This window comes from Corallococcus carmarthensis (assembly GCF_003611695.1).
Taxonomy (GTDB): domain Bacteria; phylum Myxococcota; class Myxococcia; order Myxococcales; family Myxococcaceae; genus Corallococcus; species Corallococcus carmarthensis.
The window spans coordinates 1-17471 of the sequence record NZ_RAWE01000214.1 but is presented as its reverse complement, the minus strand read 5'-3'; the positions used below and the strand labels follow the sequence as shown (position 1 = coordinate 17471).

General features: G+C 70.3%; 15 protein-coding genes and 3 pseudogenes. 8 read left to right on the top strand and 10 right to left on the bottom strand.

The window, feature by feature from the left end:
• The 3 genes and pseudogenes from D7X32_RS45690 to D7X32_RS36125 form a co-directional block, all read left to right on the top strand.
• Window positions 1-183: pseudogene (locus D7X32_RS45690) on the top strand (hypothetical protein); the annotation flags it as partial.
• A 456-nt stretch (window positions 184-639) separates the two neighbouring features.
• On the top strand, window positions 640-2298 hold the full coding sequence (locus tag D7X32_RS36130) for an ABC transporter permease (RefSeq protein WP_120607087.1): 1659 nt from the start codon (window positions 640-642) through the stop codon (window positions 2296-2298).
• A complete protein-coding gene (locus tag D7X32_RS36125; protein WP_167506547.1) occupies window positions 2298-3332 on the top strand; it encodes an ABC transporter ATP-binding protein in 1035 nt (344 codons plus the stop codon). The genes D7X32_RS36130 and D7X32_RS36125 overlap by 1 nt, the downstream gene beginning before the upstream one ends.
• A 3-nt stretch (window positions 3333-3335) precedes the next feature.
• Here D7X32_RS36125 and D7X32_RS36120 read toward each other — a convergent pair whose 3' ends face one another.
• Window positions 3336-3992, bottom strand: a complete 657-nt coding sequence (locus D7X32_RS36120; protein WP_244239373.1) for a pyridoxamine 5'-phosphate oxidase family protein — start codon at window positions 3990-3992, stop codon at window positions 3336-3338.
• Window positions 3993-4064: 72 nt separating this feature from the next.
• Between D7X32_RS36120 and D7X32_RS36115 the strand changes: the two genes are divergently transcribed.
• The gene (locus D7X32_RS36115) at window positions 4065-4526 is read left to right on the top strand and encodes a carboxymuconolactone decarboxylase family protein (RefSeq protein WP_120607084.1); all 462 of its coding nucleotides are present in this window, start codon (window positions 4065-4067) and stop codon (window positions 4524-4526) included.
• On the top strand, window positions 4513-5391 hold the full coding sequence (locus D7X32_RS36110; protein WP_120607083.1) for a sigma-70 family RNA polymerase sigma factor: 879 nt from the start codon (window positions 4513-4515) through the stop codon (window positions 5389-5391). Before D7X32_RS36115 ends, D7X32_RS36110 begins: the two co-directional genes overlap by 14 nt.
• A 4-nt stretch (window positions 5392-5395) precedes the next feature.
• Here D7X32_RS36110 and D7X32_RS46360 read toward each other — a convergent pair.
• Both D7X32_RS46360 and D7X32_RS46355 read right to left on the bottom strand, forming a co-directional pair.
• Window positions 5396-6019, bottom strand: a pseudogene (locus D7X32_RS46360) (LysR family substrate-binding domain-containing protein); the annotation flags it as partial.
• A gap of 97 nt (window positions 6020-6116) precedes the next feature.
• Window positions 6117-6287 (bottom strand): annotated as a pseudogene (locus D7X32_RS46355) (LysR family transcriptional regulator); the annotation flags it as partial.
• A 77-nt stretch (window positions 6288-6364) separates the two neighbouring features.
• Here D7X32_RS46355 and D7X32_RS36095 point away from each other — a divergent pair.
• Window positions 6365-7588, top strand: coding sequence for an MFS transporter (locus D7X32_RS36095; RefSeq protein WP_120607080.1), 1224 nt, complete (start codon window positions 6365-6367; stop codon window positions 7586-7588).
• On the opposite strand, the gene D7X32_RS36090 is transcribed toward D7X32_RS36095, so the two are convergent.
• Window positions 7581-8489: a LysR family transcriptional regulator gene (locus tag D7X32_RS36090; RefSeq protein WP_120607079.1), complete on the bottom strand. Its 909-nt coding sequence runs from the start codon at window positions 8487-8489 to the stop codon at window positions 7581-7583. The genes D7X32_RS36095 and D7X32_RS36090 overlap by 8 nt on opposite strands.
• 111 nt (window positions 8490-8600) lie before the next feature.
• On the opposite strand from D7X32_RS36090, the gene D7X32_RS36085 reads away from it, so the two are divergent.
• Window positions 8601-9629, top strand: coding sequence for a zinc-dependent alcohol dehydrogenase family protein (locus D7X32_RS36085; protein WP_244239372.1), 1029 nt, complete (start codon window positions 8601-8603; stop codon window positions 9627-9629).
• Between the two features lie 24 nt (window positions 9630-9653).
• Window positions 9654-10616, top strand: a complete 963-nt coding sequence (locus D7X32_RS36080) for a class I SAM-dependent methyltransferase (protein ID WP_120607077.1) — start codon at window positions 9654-9656, stop codon at window positions 10614-10616.
• On the opposite strand, the gene D7X32_RS36075 is transcribed toward D7X32_RS36080, so the two are convergent.
• The 6 genes from D7X32_RS36075 to D7X32_RS36050 all read right to left on the bottom strand — a co-directional run bounded on the left by D7X32_RS36075 (window position 10583) and on the right by D7X32_RS36050 (window position 17425).
• Complete coding sequence (locus D7X32_RS36075) at window positions 10583-10984, bottom strand: hypothetical protein (RefSeq protein WP_147450399.1); 402 nt, start codon at window positions 10982-10984, stop codon at window positions 10583-10585. The two genes, D7X32_RS36080 and D7X32_RS36075, sit on opposite strands and share 34 nt — an antisense overlap.
• Window positions 10985-11015: 31 nt before the next feature.
• Window positions 11016-11474 (bottom strand): YdeI/OmpD-associated family protein, encoded by a 459-nt coding sequence (locus D7X32_RS36070; RefSeq protein ID WP_120607075.1) that lies wholly within the window; start codon window positions 11472-11474, stop codon window positions 11016-11018.
• 18 nt (window positions 11475-11492) lie between these two features.
• Window positions 11493-12275, bottom strand: a complete 783-nt coding sequence (locus D7X32_RS36065; protein WP_120607074.1) for a class I SAM-dependent methyltransferase — start codon at window positions 12273-12275, stop codon at window positions 11493-11495.
• Window positions 12276-12375: 100 nt separating this feature from the next.
• The gene (locus tag D7X32_RS36060) at window positions 12376-15753 is read right to left on the bottom strand and encodes an ATP-binding response regulator (protein WP_120607073.1); all 3378 of its coding nucleotides are present in this window, start codon (window positions 15751-15753) and stop codon (window positions 12376-12378) included.
• A gap of 340 nt (window positions 15754-16093) precedes the next feature.
• A complete protein-coding gene (locus D7X32_RS36055; RefSeq protein WP_120607072.1) occupies window positions 16094-16678 on the bottom strand; it encodes a DUF642 domain-containing protein in 585 nt (194 codons plus the stop codon).
• A gap of 132 nt (window positions 16679-16810) precedes the next feature.
• Window positions 16811-17425 carry a hypothetical protein gene (locus D7X32_RS36050; protein ID WP_208752651.1) on the bottom strand — a complete coding sequence of 205 codons (615 nt, stop codon included), beginning with the start codon at window positions 17423-17425 and terminating at the stop codon, window positions 16811-16813.
• Window positions 17426-17471: the final 46 nt, after the last annotated feature.

Here is a 17471-nt window from a genome sequence, read left to right as displayed (position 1 = left end):
TCGCTGCAGCACGACATGGGCTTTCACCGCCTCTCCTCCCGGCACCCGCCCACCATCGACGCGGAAGTCTTCCTCAAGCTGCTGGCCCATAACGTCAGCCGGCTGCTCTCCCGCAGCCGGCTTTTTTGCGTCTTCGTCCTCTTCGAGGCCCCTGCTCCTCCCCCTGCATCGCGGCCAGGCTGAACCGCTATTCCGCGCAACCCTCCTGTCGGACAGGTTTTCGCTGCTCGGTCGGGACGGGAGCACGTCCGCCATGGCGGAGGACGCGGCCAGGCCGATGGAGAACGACAGCGGAAGGCCGTCAGCACGCGGGGCCCCCGGCGGTGGCCCAAACCTGTCGGACAGTCGGACAGGTTCGCGGGGTGGGCCCAGCCGGTCGGACAGTCGGACAGGTTCACGCGGATGGCCCAACCGGTCCGACAGTCGGACAGGTTCGCGGGGTGGGCCCAGCCGGTCCGACAGTCGGACAGGTTCCCGCGCTGGGCCCAACTGGTCCGACAGTCGGACAGGTTTGTGCGCCGGGTCGCGGCCGGGGCCTCCCTTCAGGATTCTTCCTTTCTCAACTGTTTGGACTGAAGGCCTGTCCGAGGGACGGGTGTATCGCAAGCGCTGGCGCGTGGCCCTTGATGGGGGCTCGCGATGAGGAGCCGGTGGCTTGCGTTGGCCCTGTGGCTCTTGCCGCTGCTGCTCTTCGCTGTGGTTCCGGTCGTGGCGCTGTTGGTCCGGGGGGTGGGGGCGGCGACGGGCGGAATGGGCACGATGCTCGCCGCGGAGTCCGGGGCGCTGGTGAACACGCTGGGCATCTCCCTGGGCGCGACGGCGTGGGCGCTGTGCCTGGGGGCTCCACTGGCCTTTCTCCTGTTCCGCACGGACCTGCCCCTGAGGGGCGCGTTCACCGTGCTGTTCACGCTGCCTTCCGCCATCCCCGCGTTCATCTGGGGCATGGGGTGGCTGTCACTCGCGAGCCCTCGCGCTGGCTATCTGAACCGAATGCTGGGCGCGGACGTGTTCGACCTCTATGGCGCGGCGGGCATCGCGTTCGTGGAGGGCCTGTCGGGTCTGCCCTTGGTCCTGCTCGCGGGAGCGGCGGCGTTACGGCGCGTGGATCCCGCGCTGGAGGAAGCGGCCCGGGTGTGTGGTGCTTCGCCGCTGCGCGCCCTGCTGAATACGACGGTGCCCCTGGTGCTGCCCGCGCTGTTGTCGGGCGCGGTGATGGTGTTCCTCATGGCCGCGTCGTCCTTTGGTGTTCCGTACCTGTTGGGCGTGTCGGCGTCGCCGCCCACTCGCGTCCTCACCACGCGCATCTATGAACTGGTGCTGCTGGGCAGCGACGAGGGACTGCCGCGTGCCTCGGTGCTCGCGTCGTTCCTTCTGCTGCTCACACCGCTGGCGCTGGGACTGACCTGGGTGCTGGGCCGGAGTGGACGGGTGCGATTGAGCGCGGGCAAGGGTGTGTCTCCGCGCGTGCTCGCGCTGGGAGCCTGGCGGTCCTGGGCGCTCATGGGTGTGAGCGTGGTGGGCGGAGTGCTGGTGGTGATGCCCCTGGCGGCCATCCTGCTGACGTCGCTGCAACGCAGCTTCGGCGCGGCGCTGACGTGGGACACACTGACGCTATCGCACTGGTCCGGGGTGCTGTGGGACGCGCGTACGCTTCGGGCCACGGGGCGCAGCGTGTTGCTCGCGGCCGGGGCGGGGCTGCTGGTGGTGCTGCTGGGCCTCGCGGGTGCCGTCCTGCGAAAGGCCTTCCGCCGCGGCGGCGCGGCCGTGGAGGCCATGGCGGTGTGGCCCTTCGCGGTGCCGGGCACGGTGCTGGCGCTCGCGCTGCTGGTGGCGTTCTCACGCGATTGGCGGCTGGTGGTGGTGGACCGTGTCGTGTTCGTGCTGGCGCTGGCGCATACGCCGTGGCTGCTGCTCGTGGGCTACGTGGGCAAGTACCTGGCCCTGGGCGAGCGCAACAGCTCCGAGGCCCTGGCCCAGGTGGATCCGTCCCTCGCGGAGGCCGCTCGCGTCGGCGGTGCGGGACCTGTTCGAGCGTTCATGGACGCGACACTGCCGTTGCTCCGGCCCTCGCTCACGGTGGCGTTCGTGCTCGCGTTCCTCGCGTGCGCCACGGAGATCACCTTGTCCGTGCTGCTGGTGCCCGCGGGCTCCGAGGTGCTGGGCACGCTGTTGTTTGAGTTGCAGAGCTACGCGGACCCGGCCGCCGCGGCCGTGCTCGCGTGCGCGTTCGTGGCGCTGGTGGTGGCGGGACAGGCGGTGCTGGCGTGGGCTCGGCGTCGCGTACCGGAGGTGCGGTGATGGCGGCCATCGTCCTGGAGGGATTGGTCAAGGCGTACGGTGGGACGCCCGTGGTGCGCGGCTTGAGCCTGCAAGTGGGGCAGGGCGAGCTGGTGTCGCTGCTGGGGCCTTCCGGCTGCGGGAAGACGACGACGCTGCGGATGCTCGCGGGGCTGGAGCATCCGGACGCGGGCATCATCCGGCTGGGTGACGAAGTCGTCGCCGGACCCGGCGTGCGCATTCCGCCCGAGAAGCGCGGCCTGGGCATGGTGTTCCAGAGCTACGCCATCTGGCCGCACCGCAGTGTCGAAGCGAACGTCGCCTATCCCCTGGTGCTCCGGAAGGTGCCTCGCCACGAGGTTGCATCACGCGTGCGTGAAGCCCTGCGATGGGTGCGGCTGGAAGCGTTCGCGGCACGGATGCCGCACGAGCTGTCCGGTGGGCAGTTGCAGCGCGTGGCGCTCGCGCGGGCGCTGGTGGCGGGGCCTCGCGTGCTGCTGCTGGACGAACCCCTGTCGAACCTGGACGCGGCGTTGCGCGAGGAGCTGCGCGCGGAGATCGCCGCGCTGCGGGCCCGGCTGGGCACGACGCTGGTGTTCGTCACGCACGACCAGGGGGAGGCGCTGGCCCTGTCGGACCGCATCGCCGTCATGAACCGGGGCGTCATCGAACAGGTGGACACGCCGGAGCGGCTGTACCGGGAACCCGCGACGCCGTTCGTCGCGGGCTTCGTCGGGGGCGCGAACGTGCTGCGGGGGGAGGTGCGCCCAGGTGCCTTCCACTGCGCGGGGACGGAGACCGCGTTCGACCTGCCCATGGAAGCGAAGAGCGGACCGGGAACGCTGGTCGTGCGTCCGGAGGATCTGGAGCTGGGGGAGACCGGCACGCCGCTGGTGCTCTCCGCTCGCCTGTTCCTGGGGCACTCCGCGGAGTACCGCTTCCCGGTGGGGGACGCGTTCCTTCGCGTCATCGGGCCGGCGCTGGAGGGCGTCCGCGCCGGCCAGACGCTCCGGGTTCGCGTGCGCAAGGCCACGCTGTTCGACGCGGGCGCTTGAGGCTCAGTACAGCGTCGTCTTCACCCGGCCGGGCAGCTCGCGGTCGTACTCGCTCGCGTTGAAGGATTCCGGGCTCAGCGCCTCGAGGATGGAGCCGGGGCTGGGGAACTCGGAGCGGGGGATGTGCCGGGCCGGGTCCCAGAGCCCGGAGCGGACCAACGCGCGGCTGCACTGGAAGTAGACCGTCTCCACGGTGATGCGCAGCACGGAGCGCGGCGTCTTTCCCTCGTGGATGAAGCGCTCCAGCATCGACGGCTCGATGACGATGCTCGCCCGGCCGTTGACGCGCAGGGTCTCGTTCACGCCGGGGACGAAGAACAGCAGCGCGACACGCGGATCCGCCAGGATGTTCCTCAGCGAGTCCATGCGGTTGTTGCCCCGGCGATCAGGCAGCAGCAGCGTGTGCGCGTCCTCGATGACCACGAACCCCGCGGGGTCGCCTCGTGGCGATGCATCCAGCCCTCCAGGCCCGGAGGTGGCGAGCACCATGAACGGCGACCGCTCGATGAGGGGCCGATACGCCGGGTGCAGGTGGTCCACTTCCTTGAGGACGGACGACTTCCCGGGAACCCCGTACAGGCGTTCAAGCGTCTCCACGTCCTTCACGGTCTCCATCCGGGACACCTCCTGGGTGGCCATCTTCGCTTTTTTAATGGCCATGTCACACGCGGCCCCTGCTGCGTCGTCCTGGGGGTGGAAAGGCACTTCGCCTCCCAGAACGAGGACTTACCAATGAAGACCCGCATGAATGCTTTCGCGGTCGCGCCGGACGCCGTCAACCTCATGCTGGATTTCAGCAAGAAGGTGGAGGCGCTGGGGCTGGAGCCGAGCCTCCGCGAGCTGGTCAAGATCCGCTCCTCCCAGCTCAACGGCTGCGCCTTCTGCATCCACATGCACACCCGCGATGCCCGCGCGCACGGCGAGACCGAGGAGCGCATCTACCTGCTGGACGGCTGGCGTGAGTCGCCGCTGTACACCGAGCGCGAGCGGGCGGCCCTGGGCTGGACCGAGGCCCTGACGCTCGTCTCCACGACACACGCCCCGGACGAGGACTACGCTGCGCTCAAGCCCCACTTCACCGAAGAGGAGATCGTGAAGCTGACCCTCATGATTGGCGTGATCAACTCCTGGAACCGGTTCGCCATCGGCTTCCGGGCCATCCACCCGGTGACCGCTCGCAGTGAAGCCGCCTGACACGAACCCCGCGGACGCCTTCGACCCGCTCCGCCCCCGCCTGCTCCGCATCGCGTACCGGATGCTGGGCATCGTCGCGGAGGCGGAGGACGTGGTTCAGGAGGCATACCTCCGTTGGCACCAGACGGACCGCGACGCCGTGCGGGACGCCGAAGCCGTGCTCGTCCGCACGGTGACGCGCCTGTGCCTGGACGTCCTGAAGTCCGCGCGCGTGCGGCGCGAGGAGTACGTGGGAACCTGGCTTCCAGAGCCCATCATCGAGACAGTGGAGGGCGACGACTTGACGCTGACCCTGATGATGGCCCTGGAGCGTCTGTCCCCCCTGGAGCGGGCCGCGTTCCTCCTGCACGACGTGTTCGGCATGGACTTCGAGGAGGTGGCGAAGGCCATCGACCGGGACCCCGCGGCCTGCCGCCAGCTCGCCAGCCGCGCGCGGGCCCACGTGCAGGAGGCCCGGCCCCGCTTCCCCGTGACGGAGGCGAAGGGCCACGAGCTGGCCTCGGCGTTCCATGCCGCGTCCCGGAGCGGTGACACGCAGGCGCTCCAGGCACTCCTGGCCCAGGACGTCATCCTGTACGCCGATGGTGGCGGCAAGGCGAAGGCGGTCCTCAACCCCATCTATGGCCGGGAGAAGCTGGTGCGCTTCTTCGAAGGGCTGCGGCGCATTCCCGCAGTGAACCCGGCGCAGCTCGTGCACGAGGGCACCCTCGACGGCCTGCCCGCGTATGTCACGATCGAGGCGGACGGGACGCTGCAGACCACGGCGCTCGCCATCGAGGACGGCCGCATCGTCGCGCTCTACGTGACGCGCAACCCCGACAAGCTGAAGGGCATCCGGCGGGCGGTGGTGAAGGAGCCGTCGTAGGGCTTCAGTGCGCGGCGAAGGACTCGCGCGCGAACTCGATGAAACGGAGCAGGGCGGGTGTGCCACCCGCCTTGCGCCAGGCGATGGCGGTGTTCGTCACCGGCGCGTCCTCCGGCAGGTCGATGAAGGCCACGCCGGAGTGGTGCTCCGTGTCGGGCGTGTGCGGGATGGGTGCGATGCCGAAGCCCGCGGAGACGAACCAGATCTTCGTCGCGACGTTCTGCGCGTACTGGCGCACGGCGGGCTCGACTCCCACGTCGCGGAGCCGGTCGAAGAAGGCTGCGTAGTAGTCGGGCGGCGCGACGCCGGGCTCCACCAGGACGAGCGGTTCATCCCGCAGGTCCTTCCACGTCACCGCCTTTCGCTTCGCGAACGGATGCCGTGAAGGCACCGCCAGCCGGAAGGGCTCGCGCCGGATGAGGTGATAGACGACGTTGGGAGGCATCCGCTCGCGCGGGCGCAGGATGCCCACGTCCAGCGTGCCCCGCTCCAGCGCCTCCAGCTGCCACGCGGAGGGGTGGTTGCTCAGCTCGATGTGGACCCCCGGTACCTTCTTCTGGAAGGCCCGGAGCATCGTGGCGAACCGAGGCGTCGCGAACGACGAGATGAGCCCCAGCACCAGCACATCCTGTTCGCCCCGGGCCTGCCTCGCCGCGTGTTCCTGGAACCGCTTCGCGCTCCAGCAACTGGTGGGCTTCCGGCAGCAGCTCGCTCCCCAGCTTCGTGAGGCGCACCGTGCGCCCCTCGCGTTCGAAGAGGGCGCCGCCCAGTTCGGTCTCGAACTTGCGGATCTGCTGACTGAGCGGCGGCTGGGCGATGTGCAGCCGCTTCGCGGCGCGGGTGAAGCTGAGCTCCTCCGCGACCGCGACGAAGTACCGCAGGTGGCGCAGCTCCATGGTCCATATGCTCCAGGTCTGGGTTCCAGACCCAGGATATATTGGATGTATGGACGGGCGAGCGCTAGGCATGGGGCATGGAGACCTCCTCCGCCGTCATCCCAGCCGCCGTGCCCCAGGCCGTGCCGATGGACCGCCGGCTGCTGTGGACGATGACGACGGCGACCGTGCTCGCGGTGGGTAACGTCTATTACAGCCAGCCGCTGCTGGGCGTCATTGCCCAGACCTTCGGCCTGTCCGCCTCCGCGGTGGGCTCCGTGCCGATGACGTCGCAGCTGGGCTACGTGGCGGGGCTGGTGCTCCTGACGCCGCTGGGCGACGTGCTGGAGAAGCGCGGCCTGCTGGTGACGATGCTGGGGCTCGCGGCGGCGGCGCTCTTCGCGGCGGGGCTGGCGCCGACCTTCCCCCTGTTCCTGGTCGCCTGCGCGGCCATCGGGCTGACGTCCGTGCTGGTGCAGATCCTCATCCCCTTCGTCGCGGCGCTCAGTGCCCCCGAAGAGCGGGGCCGGAACCTGGGCGTCGTGCTCAGCGCCGCGCTGGTGGGCGTGCTGCTCTCCCGCACGCTCAGCGGCTTCGTGGCGACGCACCTGGGCTGGCGAGGGATGTACTTCGCGGCCGGCGCGACGATGGTGGGGCTGGCGATGACGCTGCGGCTGGGGCTGCCCCGCTATGAGTCCTCCACGCGGCTGTCGTACCCGCGCCTGCTGCAATCGCTGTGGGTGCTGCTGAGGGACGTGCCCGGCCTGCGGGCCATCGCGCTCACGGGCGCCCTGATGTACGCCGCGCTCTCCGCGTTCTGGGCGTCGCTGGCCTTCTTCCTGAGCAGTGACGCGTACCACCAGGGCCCCGGGACGGCAGGCATGTTCGGCCTCATCGGGACGGTGGGGGCGCTCGCCGCGAACGTCACCGGACGGCACGCGCAGCGGATTGGTGCGAGGAAGATCGTCCGGGCGTGCATCGTCACGATGCTCGCGGCCTTCGGGGTCTTCGCCGCCTTCGGGACGCTGTGGGCCGGGCTCATCGCGGGCGTGGTGCTGCTGGACCTGGGAGCGCAGGCCGCCACGGTGTCCAACCAGACGGAGCTGTACCGCCTGCACCCGACCGCGCAGACACGCCTCAACACGCTCTACAAGATGTTCTATTTCGTGGGCGGGGCCTGCGGTTCGGCGCTCTCCGCCATCGCGTGGGACCACGCGGGCTGGCGGGGTGTGTGCGCGGTGGGCGGTGGGTTCCTGGTCATCGCGTTCGTGTGGGAACAGGTCCAGGCGCGGCGGGCCCTGGCCTCCGCCCACGTCACTTGATGGAGGGCAGCTTCTTCGCGAGCGCGTCGATGGCGGCGCGCACCCGCACGGGCAGGTGGGGCGACGTGGGCCAGAGCGCGTAGACGTCGAAGCAGAGGCCCGGCTGATCCGTCAGCACGCGCACCAGCTTCTTGTCGCGCACGGGCTCCTGGATGAGCCAGCAGGGCAGCCAGGCCAGCCCCATGCCCGCGACGGCCGCGTCCATGATGGCCTCCAGGTCGTCGAAGCGCAGCCGCGCGTTCGGAACGAGTTCCACGTTCGAGCCGTCCTCCTGGGGAAAGAGCCAGGTGCGCGCCGTCCCCGAACGGACGTAGCGGATGGACTCGTGGCCGGACAGCGCCTCCAGCGTGCGCGGCGTGCCGTGCTTGCGGAGGTAGGCCGGTGACGCGCACACGCTCATGCGCTGGAAGCCGACGCGGCGCGCGGTGAGGCCGTCGCCCGTGTCGAGCCCTCGGATGCCGGCGTTGCGGATGACCAGGTCGAAGCCGTCCTCCAGCAGGTCCACGAGGCGGTCGTTGAACGACAGGTCCAGCTCCAGCTTCGGGTGCGCGCGGGCCAGGTCGCGCAGGATGGGCGCCACGCAGCGGCGGCCGTAGAGCACGGGCATGCTGACGCGCAGGCGGCCCGCGACCTCCTGCTTGCCGGACTCGAGCAGGGCTTCGCCCGCGCGCAGTTCGCCCAGGGCACGCAGACACCGTTCGTAGAAGACCTGTCCGTCCTGGGTCAGGCCCTGCGAACGCGTGGTGCGGTGGAAGAGGCGCACGCCCAGCCGTTCCTCCAGCCGCGCCACCGTCTTGCCCACGGCGGAGCGCGACAGGTTCAGCTTCGCGGCGGCGGCGGAGAAGCCTCCGGCCTCCACGGCCTCCACGAAGACGGCCACGCCTTGCAGGGGATCACTCATGGTTCGTCCATTGTCGCCCTGGCGGCGACAGTGAGAGGAATTCTTGTCGCCACCGGAGAATTCCACTCGCCAATACCTTCCCCCGCGAACCTGTTGCAAGGAGCCGTGCGCGTGGGGACCTCGACGATGAAGCGCTGGGAGCTGGATGCCGTGGGACGTGACGGGCTTCACCTGCGGACCGTGGCGGTTCCGGAGCCCAAGCCGGGCGAGGTGCTGGTGAAGGTGGCGGCCGTATCGCTCAACTACCGGGACCTGCTGGTGCTGGAGAGTGGGATGGGGCTGCCCCTGGCGTTCCCGTTCACGCCGGGCTCGGACCTGGCGGGCGTGGTGACGGCGGTGGGCGCGGGCGTGACGCGGTTCGCGGTGGGGGAGAAGGTCCTCTCCACGTTCTCCCCGGGGCGCCTGGACGGGCCGGCGCTGGGGACGGCTCGCGCGCCTCCGTACAAGACGCTGGGCGGTGCGTATCCGGGCGTGCTCGCGGAGTACGTCGCGTTTCCGGAGGACTGGTTCGTGAAGGCCCCGGCCACGCTGGACGCGGGCGAGGCCAGCACGTTGCCTTGCGCGGGGCTGACCGCGTGGACCGCGCTGATTGAGTACGGCCCGGTGCGGCCGGGACAGACGGTGCTGGTGCAGGGCACGGGCGGCGTGGCGCTGTTCGGGTTGCAGCTTGCTCGGGCGCAGGGCGCGGATGTCATCGTGACGTCGGGGAGCGACGAGAAGCTGGCGCGCGCGAAGGCGCTGGGCGCGACGCATGGCATCCATCGCGAGCGGGAGGATTGGGTGGAGGCCGTCTACCGGCTCACCGCGGACCGGGGCGTGGACCACATCCTGGAACTGGCGGGCGGCACGAACCTGGGCCGGTCCATCGAGGCGGTGGCGCTGCATGGGACCATCTCCGTGATTGGCGTGTTCGAGGGCTTCACGGTGACGGGGCCGTCCGGTCCGCTCCTGCTCAAGGAGCCGACGATTCGCGGCATCAACGTGGGCACCCGGCGGTCCCTGGAGTCCCTGGTGCGCGCGGTGGACGCCACCGGGCTCAAGCCGGTCATCGACGCGCGCTATCCGCTGGAGGCCCTGCCCGCGGCCCTGGAGCACCTGCGCAAGGGAGCGTTCGGGAAGATCGTGGTGGAGTCCCACTGAGCCACGCGGGGTAGGGTGCGGCGCATGTCGTCGCATCCCCCCTCCGAAAGCCCCCGCCGCTTCCTCGCCGAGCCGTTGATCCAGGTGCTGCGCCACCTGGAGGCGCTGTTGCCGACAGGGCCCGTGTCCATCGATGTGCCGGATCCGGACCTGGGGCACGGGCGCTATCCGGGGGAGCGCGTGGAGGGAGGGCTCGTGCACCGGCCGCTGCGGAGCTGGTGCGACCTGGCGGAGGGACTGTCGTGCCGGCTGCGCACGCCACGCGCGCTGGATGCGACGCACGTGCGGCTCACGTTCGAGCCGCTGGGTTCGGAGGCTTCGTGGCACGCGGGCGGAGGGGCGCGCACGGAGGCGCCGCAGGAGCGCTATGGCGCCGCGTCCGACTTCGCGCGGGTGCGGAAGTTCGAGGACGCGGGCTTCCTGGTGCCCTGGCTGGAGGCGGTGGGGCGGCTGGCATTGCCACCCGGAGCACGGCTCCTGGACCTGGGCGTCAACCGGGGCGACGAGCTGGCCGCGTTCGCGGACGTGGAGGGCATCCGCTTCGTCGGCGTGGATCACAGCGCGAGCGCACTGGCGGAGGCACGCGCGGCGTTCCCGGATGCGCGCCATGCGTTCGTGCAGGCGGACCTGAACGCGCTGCCGGCGGACCTGGGCCGCTTCGACGCGGTGGTGTCGGTGGGCACGTTGCAGAGTCCAGGCGTGGATGACCGGGCGCTGCTGCGAAAGCTGGTGCAGGAGCACCTGGAGCCCAAGGCTTCGCTGGTGCTGGGGTTCCCCAACTCACGCTTCCGCGACGGAGAGGTCGTGTACGGCGCGCGCGTGCGCAACCTGCGCGAACCGGACCTGTCGTTGCTGGTGAAGGATCTGTCCTTCTACCGCCGCTACCTGCACCAGCACGGCTTCCGCACGTTCCTGGGCGGCAAGTACGACCTGCTGCTCACGGCGGCGAGAGGTCAGACGTTCGGTTCGGATGGCGAGGACACCTGAGGCTTGGACCCTGTCTCGCGCTGCGACAGGAGATGGGCCGTGACGGGCGCTACCAGCAGGCTGGCCATCCAGAAGAAGAAGCCGATGGAGGGATGGAACAACTGGAGGTCGCTGTTCGCGCCGCCAAAGCTCACGGGGATGGGGACTGCGTACCAGGTGAGCGACGACAGCCCGAGGACGCAAGCCGCTGTGCCGACCCGGAGCGCCTTCCGGTACGCCCCCGCCGCGAGCAGGCCCAGGGCAACGAGCAGCAGGGGATTGGCAAGCCAGCCGAACTGCAGCTTGGGCACACCCACCCAGCCGTAGAGCAGCAGCTCCAGTCCCCCCATCTCCTTGAGCCTGTCGGCCGCCGTGTTGATCGCGGTCATCGCGGTCATCGAACAGGGTGTGCCTCCGATGCTACTTCCCCACCTTGGCGCGAAGCTTCTCCAGCGTCTGCGCCAGGCGGCGCGCGCGGGTCTCCTCTTTCTTCGCCTCGGTGAGCGCCTGCACGAACTCCTTGCGGTGCGTGAAGGCGAGCTTCGTGAACACGTCCCGCAGCGCCGGCTCCGCGTCCAACGCACGCTGGAGATCCTCCGGCACCTCGACCTCGCGAGGGGCCGTGTCCTTCTCCAGCGTGATGCTCAGCATCGCGCCGTCCTCCACGCCCGCGGCCTCGCGCACGTCCTTGGTGAAGCCCAGGTAGGTGATGCCGCCGTACACCATCAACCGGCTCCGGAAGGGATGCCCGTTGACGGTGCCCACCACGGGGGGCCTCGCTTCACCGTAGGCCTCGCGGCTGTCGAACGGACAGCGCACGAACCGGCCTCCCACGTCGTTGGCCACCTCGAGCTTCGCCTTGAACTTGCGTGAGGCCATGGGCGTCGTGGCTCCGTCCTACGGCTTGACGAACTTCAGCGCGAACCGGTCGCTCGTGCCCCGGCGCTCACCCGCGGCTCCCGGGCTGGAGCTCCAGTCGCGCGTGTCCTCCGGGTTGCGCCACGTGTTGCCTTCCTCCTGGAACTTGAAGCCCGCGGCCTGCACCTCGTCGCGCACCAGCTGCTCGTCGATGCGGTGCAGCGTCTGTCCTTCCGAGATGCCCGTGCCCGCCTTCGCGCTGGAGTCGAAGATGACGTACACGCCGCCGGGCTTGAGCGCCTGGAACACCGCCGCGTTCATCTTCGCCCGGTCCACGCCCAGCCAGCCCGTGTCGTGGTAGATGATGTGGCTCACCACCGCGTCCAGCGTGCCGTTCAGCTCGGGCGGGAAGGGCGCGTCCAGCTCGCGGTCCAGGCGCACCACGTTCTGGTTCACCGGCCGCGCCAGCCGCTCCTGCCAGGGCTTCTCCGCGAACTTCTCCAGCACGACCTTGGGGTTCTCGCCGTACACCTTGCCCGTGGGCCCCACCGCGCGCGCCAGCAGCTCCGTGGTGTAACCCCCGCCCGCCATCAGCTCCGCGACGTGCATGCCGGGCTTCACGCCCACGAACTCCAGCAGGGCCGCGGGGTGCCGGCCCGCGTCCAGCTTGCGGTCCGCCTCCGTGCGGTCCGGCGCGTCCACCAGGGCCTGCGCCGACAGGGCCGCCGCCTGGGTCTGGGGAGTGGACGCCGGATTCGTGGGCGTCGAGTGGGAACAGCCCGCGAGGGCAAGGAACGAAGCCGCCATCAGTGCGTTGCGCATGGGCCATCCATATCGCTGGCGCCCACGCCTGCCTTCCGAAAAGTAGGCCGCTGTCCGCTTCCGGGCCGCCGCCGCCGCGCTCCGGGCCAACGAACAGGCTTCAGGACACGGTGTCGTAGGCGGGGGGCGCTTCCCTTGGCAGGCGGACCGTGAAGGTCGTGCCGGCCTCGGCGCTGGAGGCCGCGCTCACGTGGCCTCCGTGCGCGCGCACCACCTGCTGCACGATGTAGAGCCCCAGCCCCACGCTGCGCGAGGAGCGGCCCTCGTCGTGGTTGCCGCGCCGCATCGCCTGGAAGAGGGTGGGCAGCATCTCCGGCGGGATGGGACGGCCCCGGTTGTGGACCTCCAGCACCAGGTCGTTCCCGTCCTCGCGCGTGGACATCCGCACCGTGGAGCCGGGCTCGCCGTAGCGGAGCGCGTTGGTGACCAGGTTCTGCACCACCTGGCCCAGCCGCTCCTCGTCCCAGGTGCCCAGGCCGTCGCCCTGCTGCTCCAGCACCACCTGGCGCTCCGGGAACGCCACCTGGACCTCCTCCAGCGACTGACGCGTGACCTCGTGGAAGTCCATGCGGCCGCGGTGCACCGGCAGCCCTCCGCCCAGCCGCGCCTGGGTCACGTCCAGCAGATCGCGGATGAGGCGGTTCGCGCGCTCGGCGCTGCTGATGATGCGGCCGGTGTTCTTCGTCGCCCGCTCGCCCAGGTCGTCGCGCTGGAGCAGGGCATTCGCCGACAGGAGGATGGCGTTGAGCGGGTTGCGCAGGTCGTGGCTGACGATGCCGATGAGCTGTTGTTCGAACTCGCGCTGCTCGCGCGCCTCCGCCTCGCGCCGGTGGCGTTCGGTGATGTCGCGGCTCACCGTGGCGATGCCGATGTCCTCGCCCGTCGCGGCATCGCGCAGCATGAAGAAGTTGTAGTGCACGGGCACCGCCGCCCCGGTGCGGAAATGCCGGAGGCGGAACTCGCCGTCCCAGCGCCCCTGCTCGCGCAGCCTGGGCAGGATGACGTCGCGCACGTAGGCCCGGTCCTCCTCCAGGAAGTAATCGAGCAGGTGCGTCCTCCGCACCGCGTCCGGACCCTCCAGCCCCAACATCCGCTGGCCCGCCTCGTTGACGAACACCGCCTGTCCGTCCGGATCTCCAATCCCAATGAGGTCCGAGGACTGCTCCACCACCGCGATCAGCTTCTCGCGCTCCCGTTCCGCCCGGCGCTGCTCCTGCCGCGCCTGCGCCGCGGCGAGGTTGCCTTCCACGCGCGCCAGCAGCTCGCGCGCGGAGAACGGCTTCACCAGGTAGTCGGTGGCGCCCATGCGCAGGCCCTCCACCGTGGCCTCCTCTCCGGCGCGCGCCGACAGCAGGATGACAGGCACGTGCGCCGTGCTCGGGGTCTCACGCAGCCGCCGCAGGAGCATGAAACCATCCAGCTCCGGCATCATCACGTCGCTGAGGACGAGGTCCGGCACGCGGTCCCGGCAGGCCTCCAGTGCCTCCAGCCCGTTCGCCGCGAGCGTCACCTCGAAGCGGTCCGCGAGCAGTGAGTGCACGTACGCGCGCATGTCCGCGTTGTCATCCACGAACAGGATGTGACCTCCCGCGAACCTGGTGGCGGGAAGGGGCCCCGTGTTGGCCGCGAGCGTGTCCGGCGCGCCTTCCGCCCCCAACCATCCGGACGCTTCCTCCAGGAACGCCGCGGCGGTCGTGCTCATCGGGACCCGCGCTGGCGTGGACGTGGCCTCCACAGGGGAGGGGAGCCCGGCGGACTCCTCCGTGGGCAGCGTCACGGTGAAGGTGCTGCCCTGGCCGGGAACGCTTTCGACTGTCACATCGCCGCCATGCAGCCGTACCAGCTCCCGCACCAGCGCGAGCCCGATGCCGCTGCCCTCGTAGCTGCGTCCCCGCGAGCCCTGCACGCGGTGGAAGCGGTCGAAGATGCGCGGCAGCTCCTCCGGCGGGATGCCCGTGCCGGTGTCCGCGACAAGCAGCGCGACCTGTGAGCCCTGCCAGCGCAGGCTCACGCGGATGCCACCCTGGTGCGTGAACTTGAACGCGTTGGAGATGAGGTTGAGGACGATCTTCTCCCACTGATCCGGATCCACCTTCACCGGGTGCGGCAGCGGAGGACAGTCCACGTCGAGCGACAGGCCCGCGCGCTCCAGGGTGGAGCGGAAGCCGCTGGCGAGCCCGCGGGTGAGCATGGCGAGGTCCGTGGGCACCGCGGTCGCGTGCAGGCGGCCCGCTTCGATGCGGGAGAACTCCAGCAGCGTGTTGACGAGCTTGAGCAGCCGCAGGCCGTTGCGGTGCACGGTCTGCTGCCGTTCGAGCTGCCGGGGGCCCAGCGGCTCCTGTGGATCCTGGAGACCGTCCTCCACCGGCCCCAGCATCAGCGCCAGCGGCGTGCGGAACTCGTGGCTCACGTTGCTGAAGAAGTCCGTCTTCGCGCGGTCCAACGCGGACAGGGCCTCCGCGCGGCGGCGCTCCTCTTCACGCGCGCGGGCCTGGGAGATGGCCGTCGTCACGCTCCGCGCCAGCAGCTCCAGGAAGCCCTGGTACTTCGCGTCGAGCGCCAGCCGCGGACTCAGGCCCGTCACCAGATAGCCCGCGGGCCGGTCATGGCCCGCGCGCGGCAGGGGCTGCACCCACGCGGACGCCGTGCCCTCCGGCCACGATCCGATCGCGGCGGTGCCCGACGCTCCGGGGAGCTTCTCCCAGAGGAAGGCGGCACCGGTGCTCGCGGCGGCCCCCAGGGGCCAGCTCGTGCTCGCGTCCCCGGCGCCATCCGGGAGGGGGGGCGCTTCGGGCGCGAGCAGAGCGCCCGCCGAGATGCCGCTCGTCCCAGCGAGCCGCGCGGTGCCGGTGGCGTCATCCACCAGGTAGAGCAGGGCGAAGGGTACGTCGAGCGGCGCCATGGAGATGACCCGCATGGCTTCGCGACAGGCATTGTCCGTGGTCGCCTGCTCCGCGGTGGAGGCTCCCAGCTCGCGCAGGGTGTTCAGCCGCCGCGTGCCGAGCACCTGCGCGGTGGTCTCCGTGAGCGCGGCGAAGATGCCGGCCACGGCGCCGGACTCGTCGCGCACGGGCGAGTGGCTGTAGGTGAAGTAGCACTCCTCGACGAACCCGTTGCGGTCGAGCGGCATCATCAGGTCGTTGACGAAGAGGGCCTCGCCGGTCTGCTTCATGCGCTCCCAGCCGGGGCCCAGCATGTGCCAGACCTCCGGCCAGGTGACGGCCGCGGCCTGTCCCAGGGCGCCGGGGTGCTTCGTGCGTCCGCAGATGGGCCTGTAGGCGTCGTTGTAGAACTGGACGAACTCCGGGCCCCACGCGACGTAGAGCGGGTAGTTGGACGCGAGCACGATGCCAACGGCCGTGCGCAGCGACTGCGGCCACGTCTCCACGGGGCCCACGGCCGTCTTCGCCCAGTCCACCTGCCGCAGCAGGGCGCCACACGCGCCGCCACCTTGCAGGATGTCGTCCACCGCGCCCATGTGCCTCCACGCCCGGACGCGCCTTCACGAACGAAGGCCATCACCGGGTCATGGAACTTCGGGGTTCCTGTCCACGATGGCCAGTGCGCCGGAAGGGGGGCCCCGCGAAACGTGCATCGATGAACGGCGGACGCCTGGAGGGCAACCAGGCGACCTTGTGCGCGGAAGAACGCGTCCCGCGAATGCCCGGGGCTGCATGGATGTGATTCCCGTTGAGATGTGTTTCGCCCGTGCTCAATGACAGGCGAAATACATCTTGAATGAAAGGGCCGCCGCCCCACGGAAGGGGAGCGGCGGCCCGGAGGCTGCATGGATCCGCTCGATCAGCGGACCGCGTGCATCACGGCCCGTTCACCTGGAGGTTGTCGATGGCCAGACCGCAGCCGACGCCGCCGGAGGTGCTGGTGAGCGTGATGCGCGACGTGGTGCTGGTGGCGTTGAACACGTAGGTGCGCAGGCCCCAGGACGCGGACGCGTTGGAGAAGCTGGCGCTGGACGGGCCGTAGTTGATGGTGGCCGACCGGGACACCGTGGCGCAGTTGGGGCTGTTGGACACGTAGAAGGTCACCGTGTAGCCGCCGCCCACGACGGTGGGCACGTCCTGGTACAGGGAGCCCGCGCCCAGGCCGTTGAGGTCGATGGACTGCACGCCATTCTGCGGCGTCTTGTACGTGTTCTTCATCACCTTGATGCCGGCGGTGATGGTCCAGCCCGGCAGCGCGGTGCTGCCCGCGCTGAGGACCACGTAGTTGGACGCGCCGATGCTGTTGAGCTCGAAGCTGCCGTTGGTCGAGACGAGGATGCCCTGCTCGACGTTGCCGAGCTCTGGATCGTTGATCACGGCGTCCGGGCCCCCACAGCCCGCCAGCGCGATGAAGCCAAAGCCCAGCACAGCGCCGCGACGCAGCATTTGCTTGCCGTTCATATGATGTGATTCCCCCTGAGATGTGTTTCGCCCGCGCGTCGTGCGACAGGCGAGACACACAATACATGGATTCACATTGAGTGTGCGAAACTTCACATCCGTGGCTGCTGCCCTGGCCGCTCTCCAGGCGGGTCAGGGGGGTACGCAGCCACCCGTGGGTGCGGGACTGATCACGGCGGTGCTCAGCGCGCAGAGCTGCACGCTGCGCAGGTAGATGGAGCCTGCGGCACCGCCACCGCCACCGCCGCCGCCGCTGACAACAGCCAAGGTCCCGCCGTTGGTACCAGCAACGGGAGCGCTACCCGCGCCACCCGCGCCACCATCGCCACCCGTGACTGAGCCCGAGCCGCCGCCGGCGCTGCTTTCGGTGTCCTCGCTGCCGCTCGCGCCATTCGCTCCATCAATCTCGGTGCCAAGACCGGCACCGGCGCCCTCGCCACCTCCGCCGCCATTGGCGGTGAGCCGCGCATCGGGCGTCAGGGTCACCTGGAAGGCTTCCAGCACGATGCGGCCCCCGCTCCCACCGCCACCGCCACCCGCCGCGGCGAAGCTCGAGGCGTGCGCCTTGCCGCCCAACCCACCGCCACCACTCACGGAGAGGACCTTCGCAACGGTCAGCTTCCTGGCAACGGAGAGCTGGAAGGTGCCACCACCGGCACCGCCAGGCCCACCGGCAGCGTTACCGGTGCCTCCGCCAGTGCCTCCCGCGCACCCACCAATGAGCGGCGTGAAGGTCTCGGTCTGCAAGAGGCCCGCGTCGCCTGGTGTGGCATTGGTGTCGACCCCCCTACCG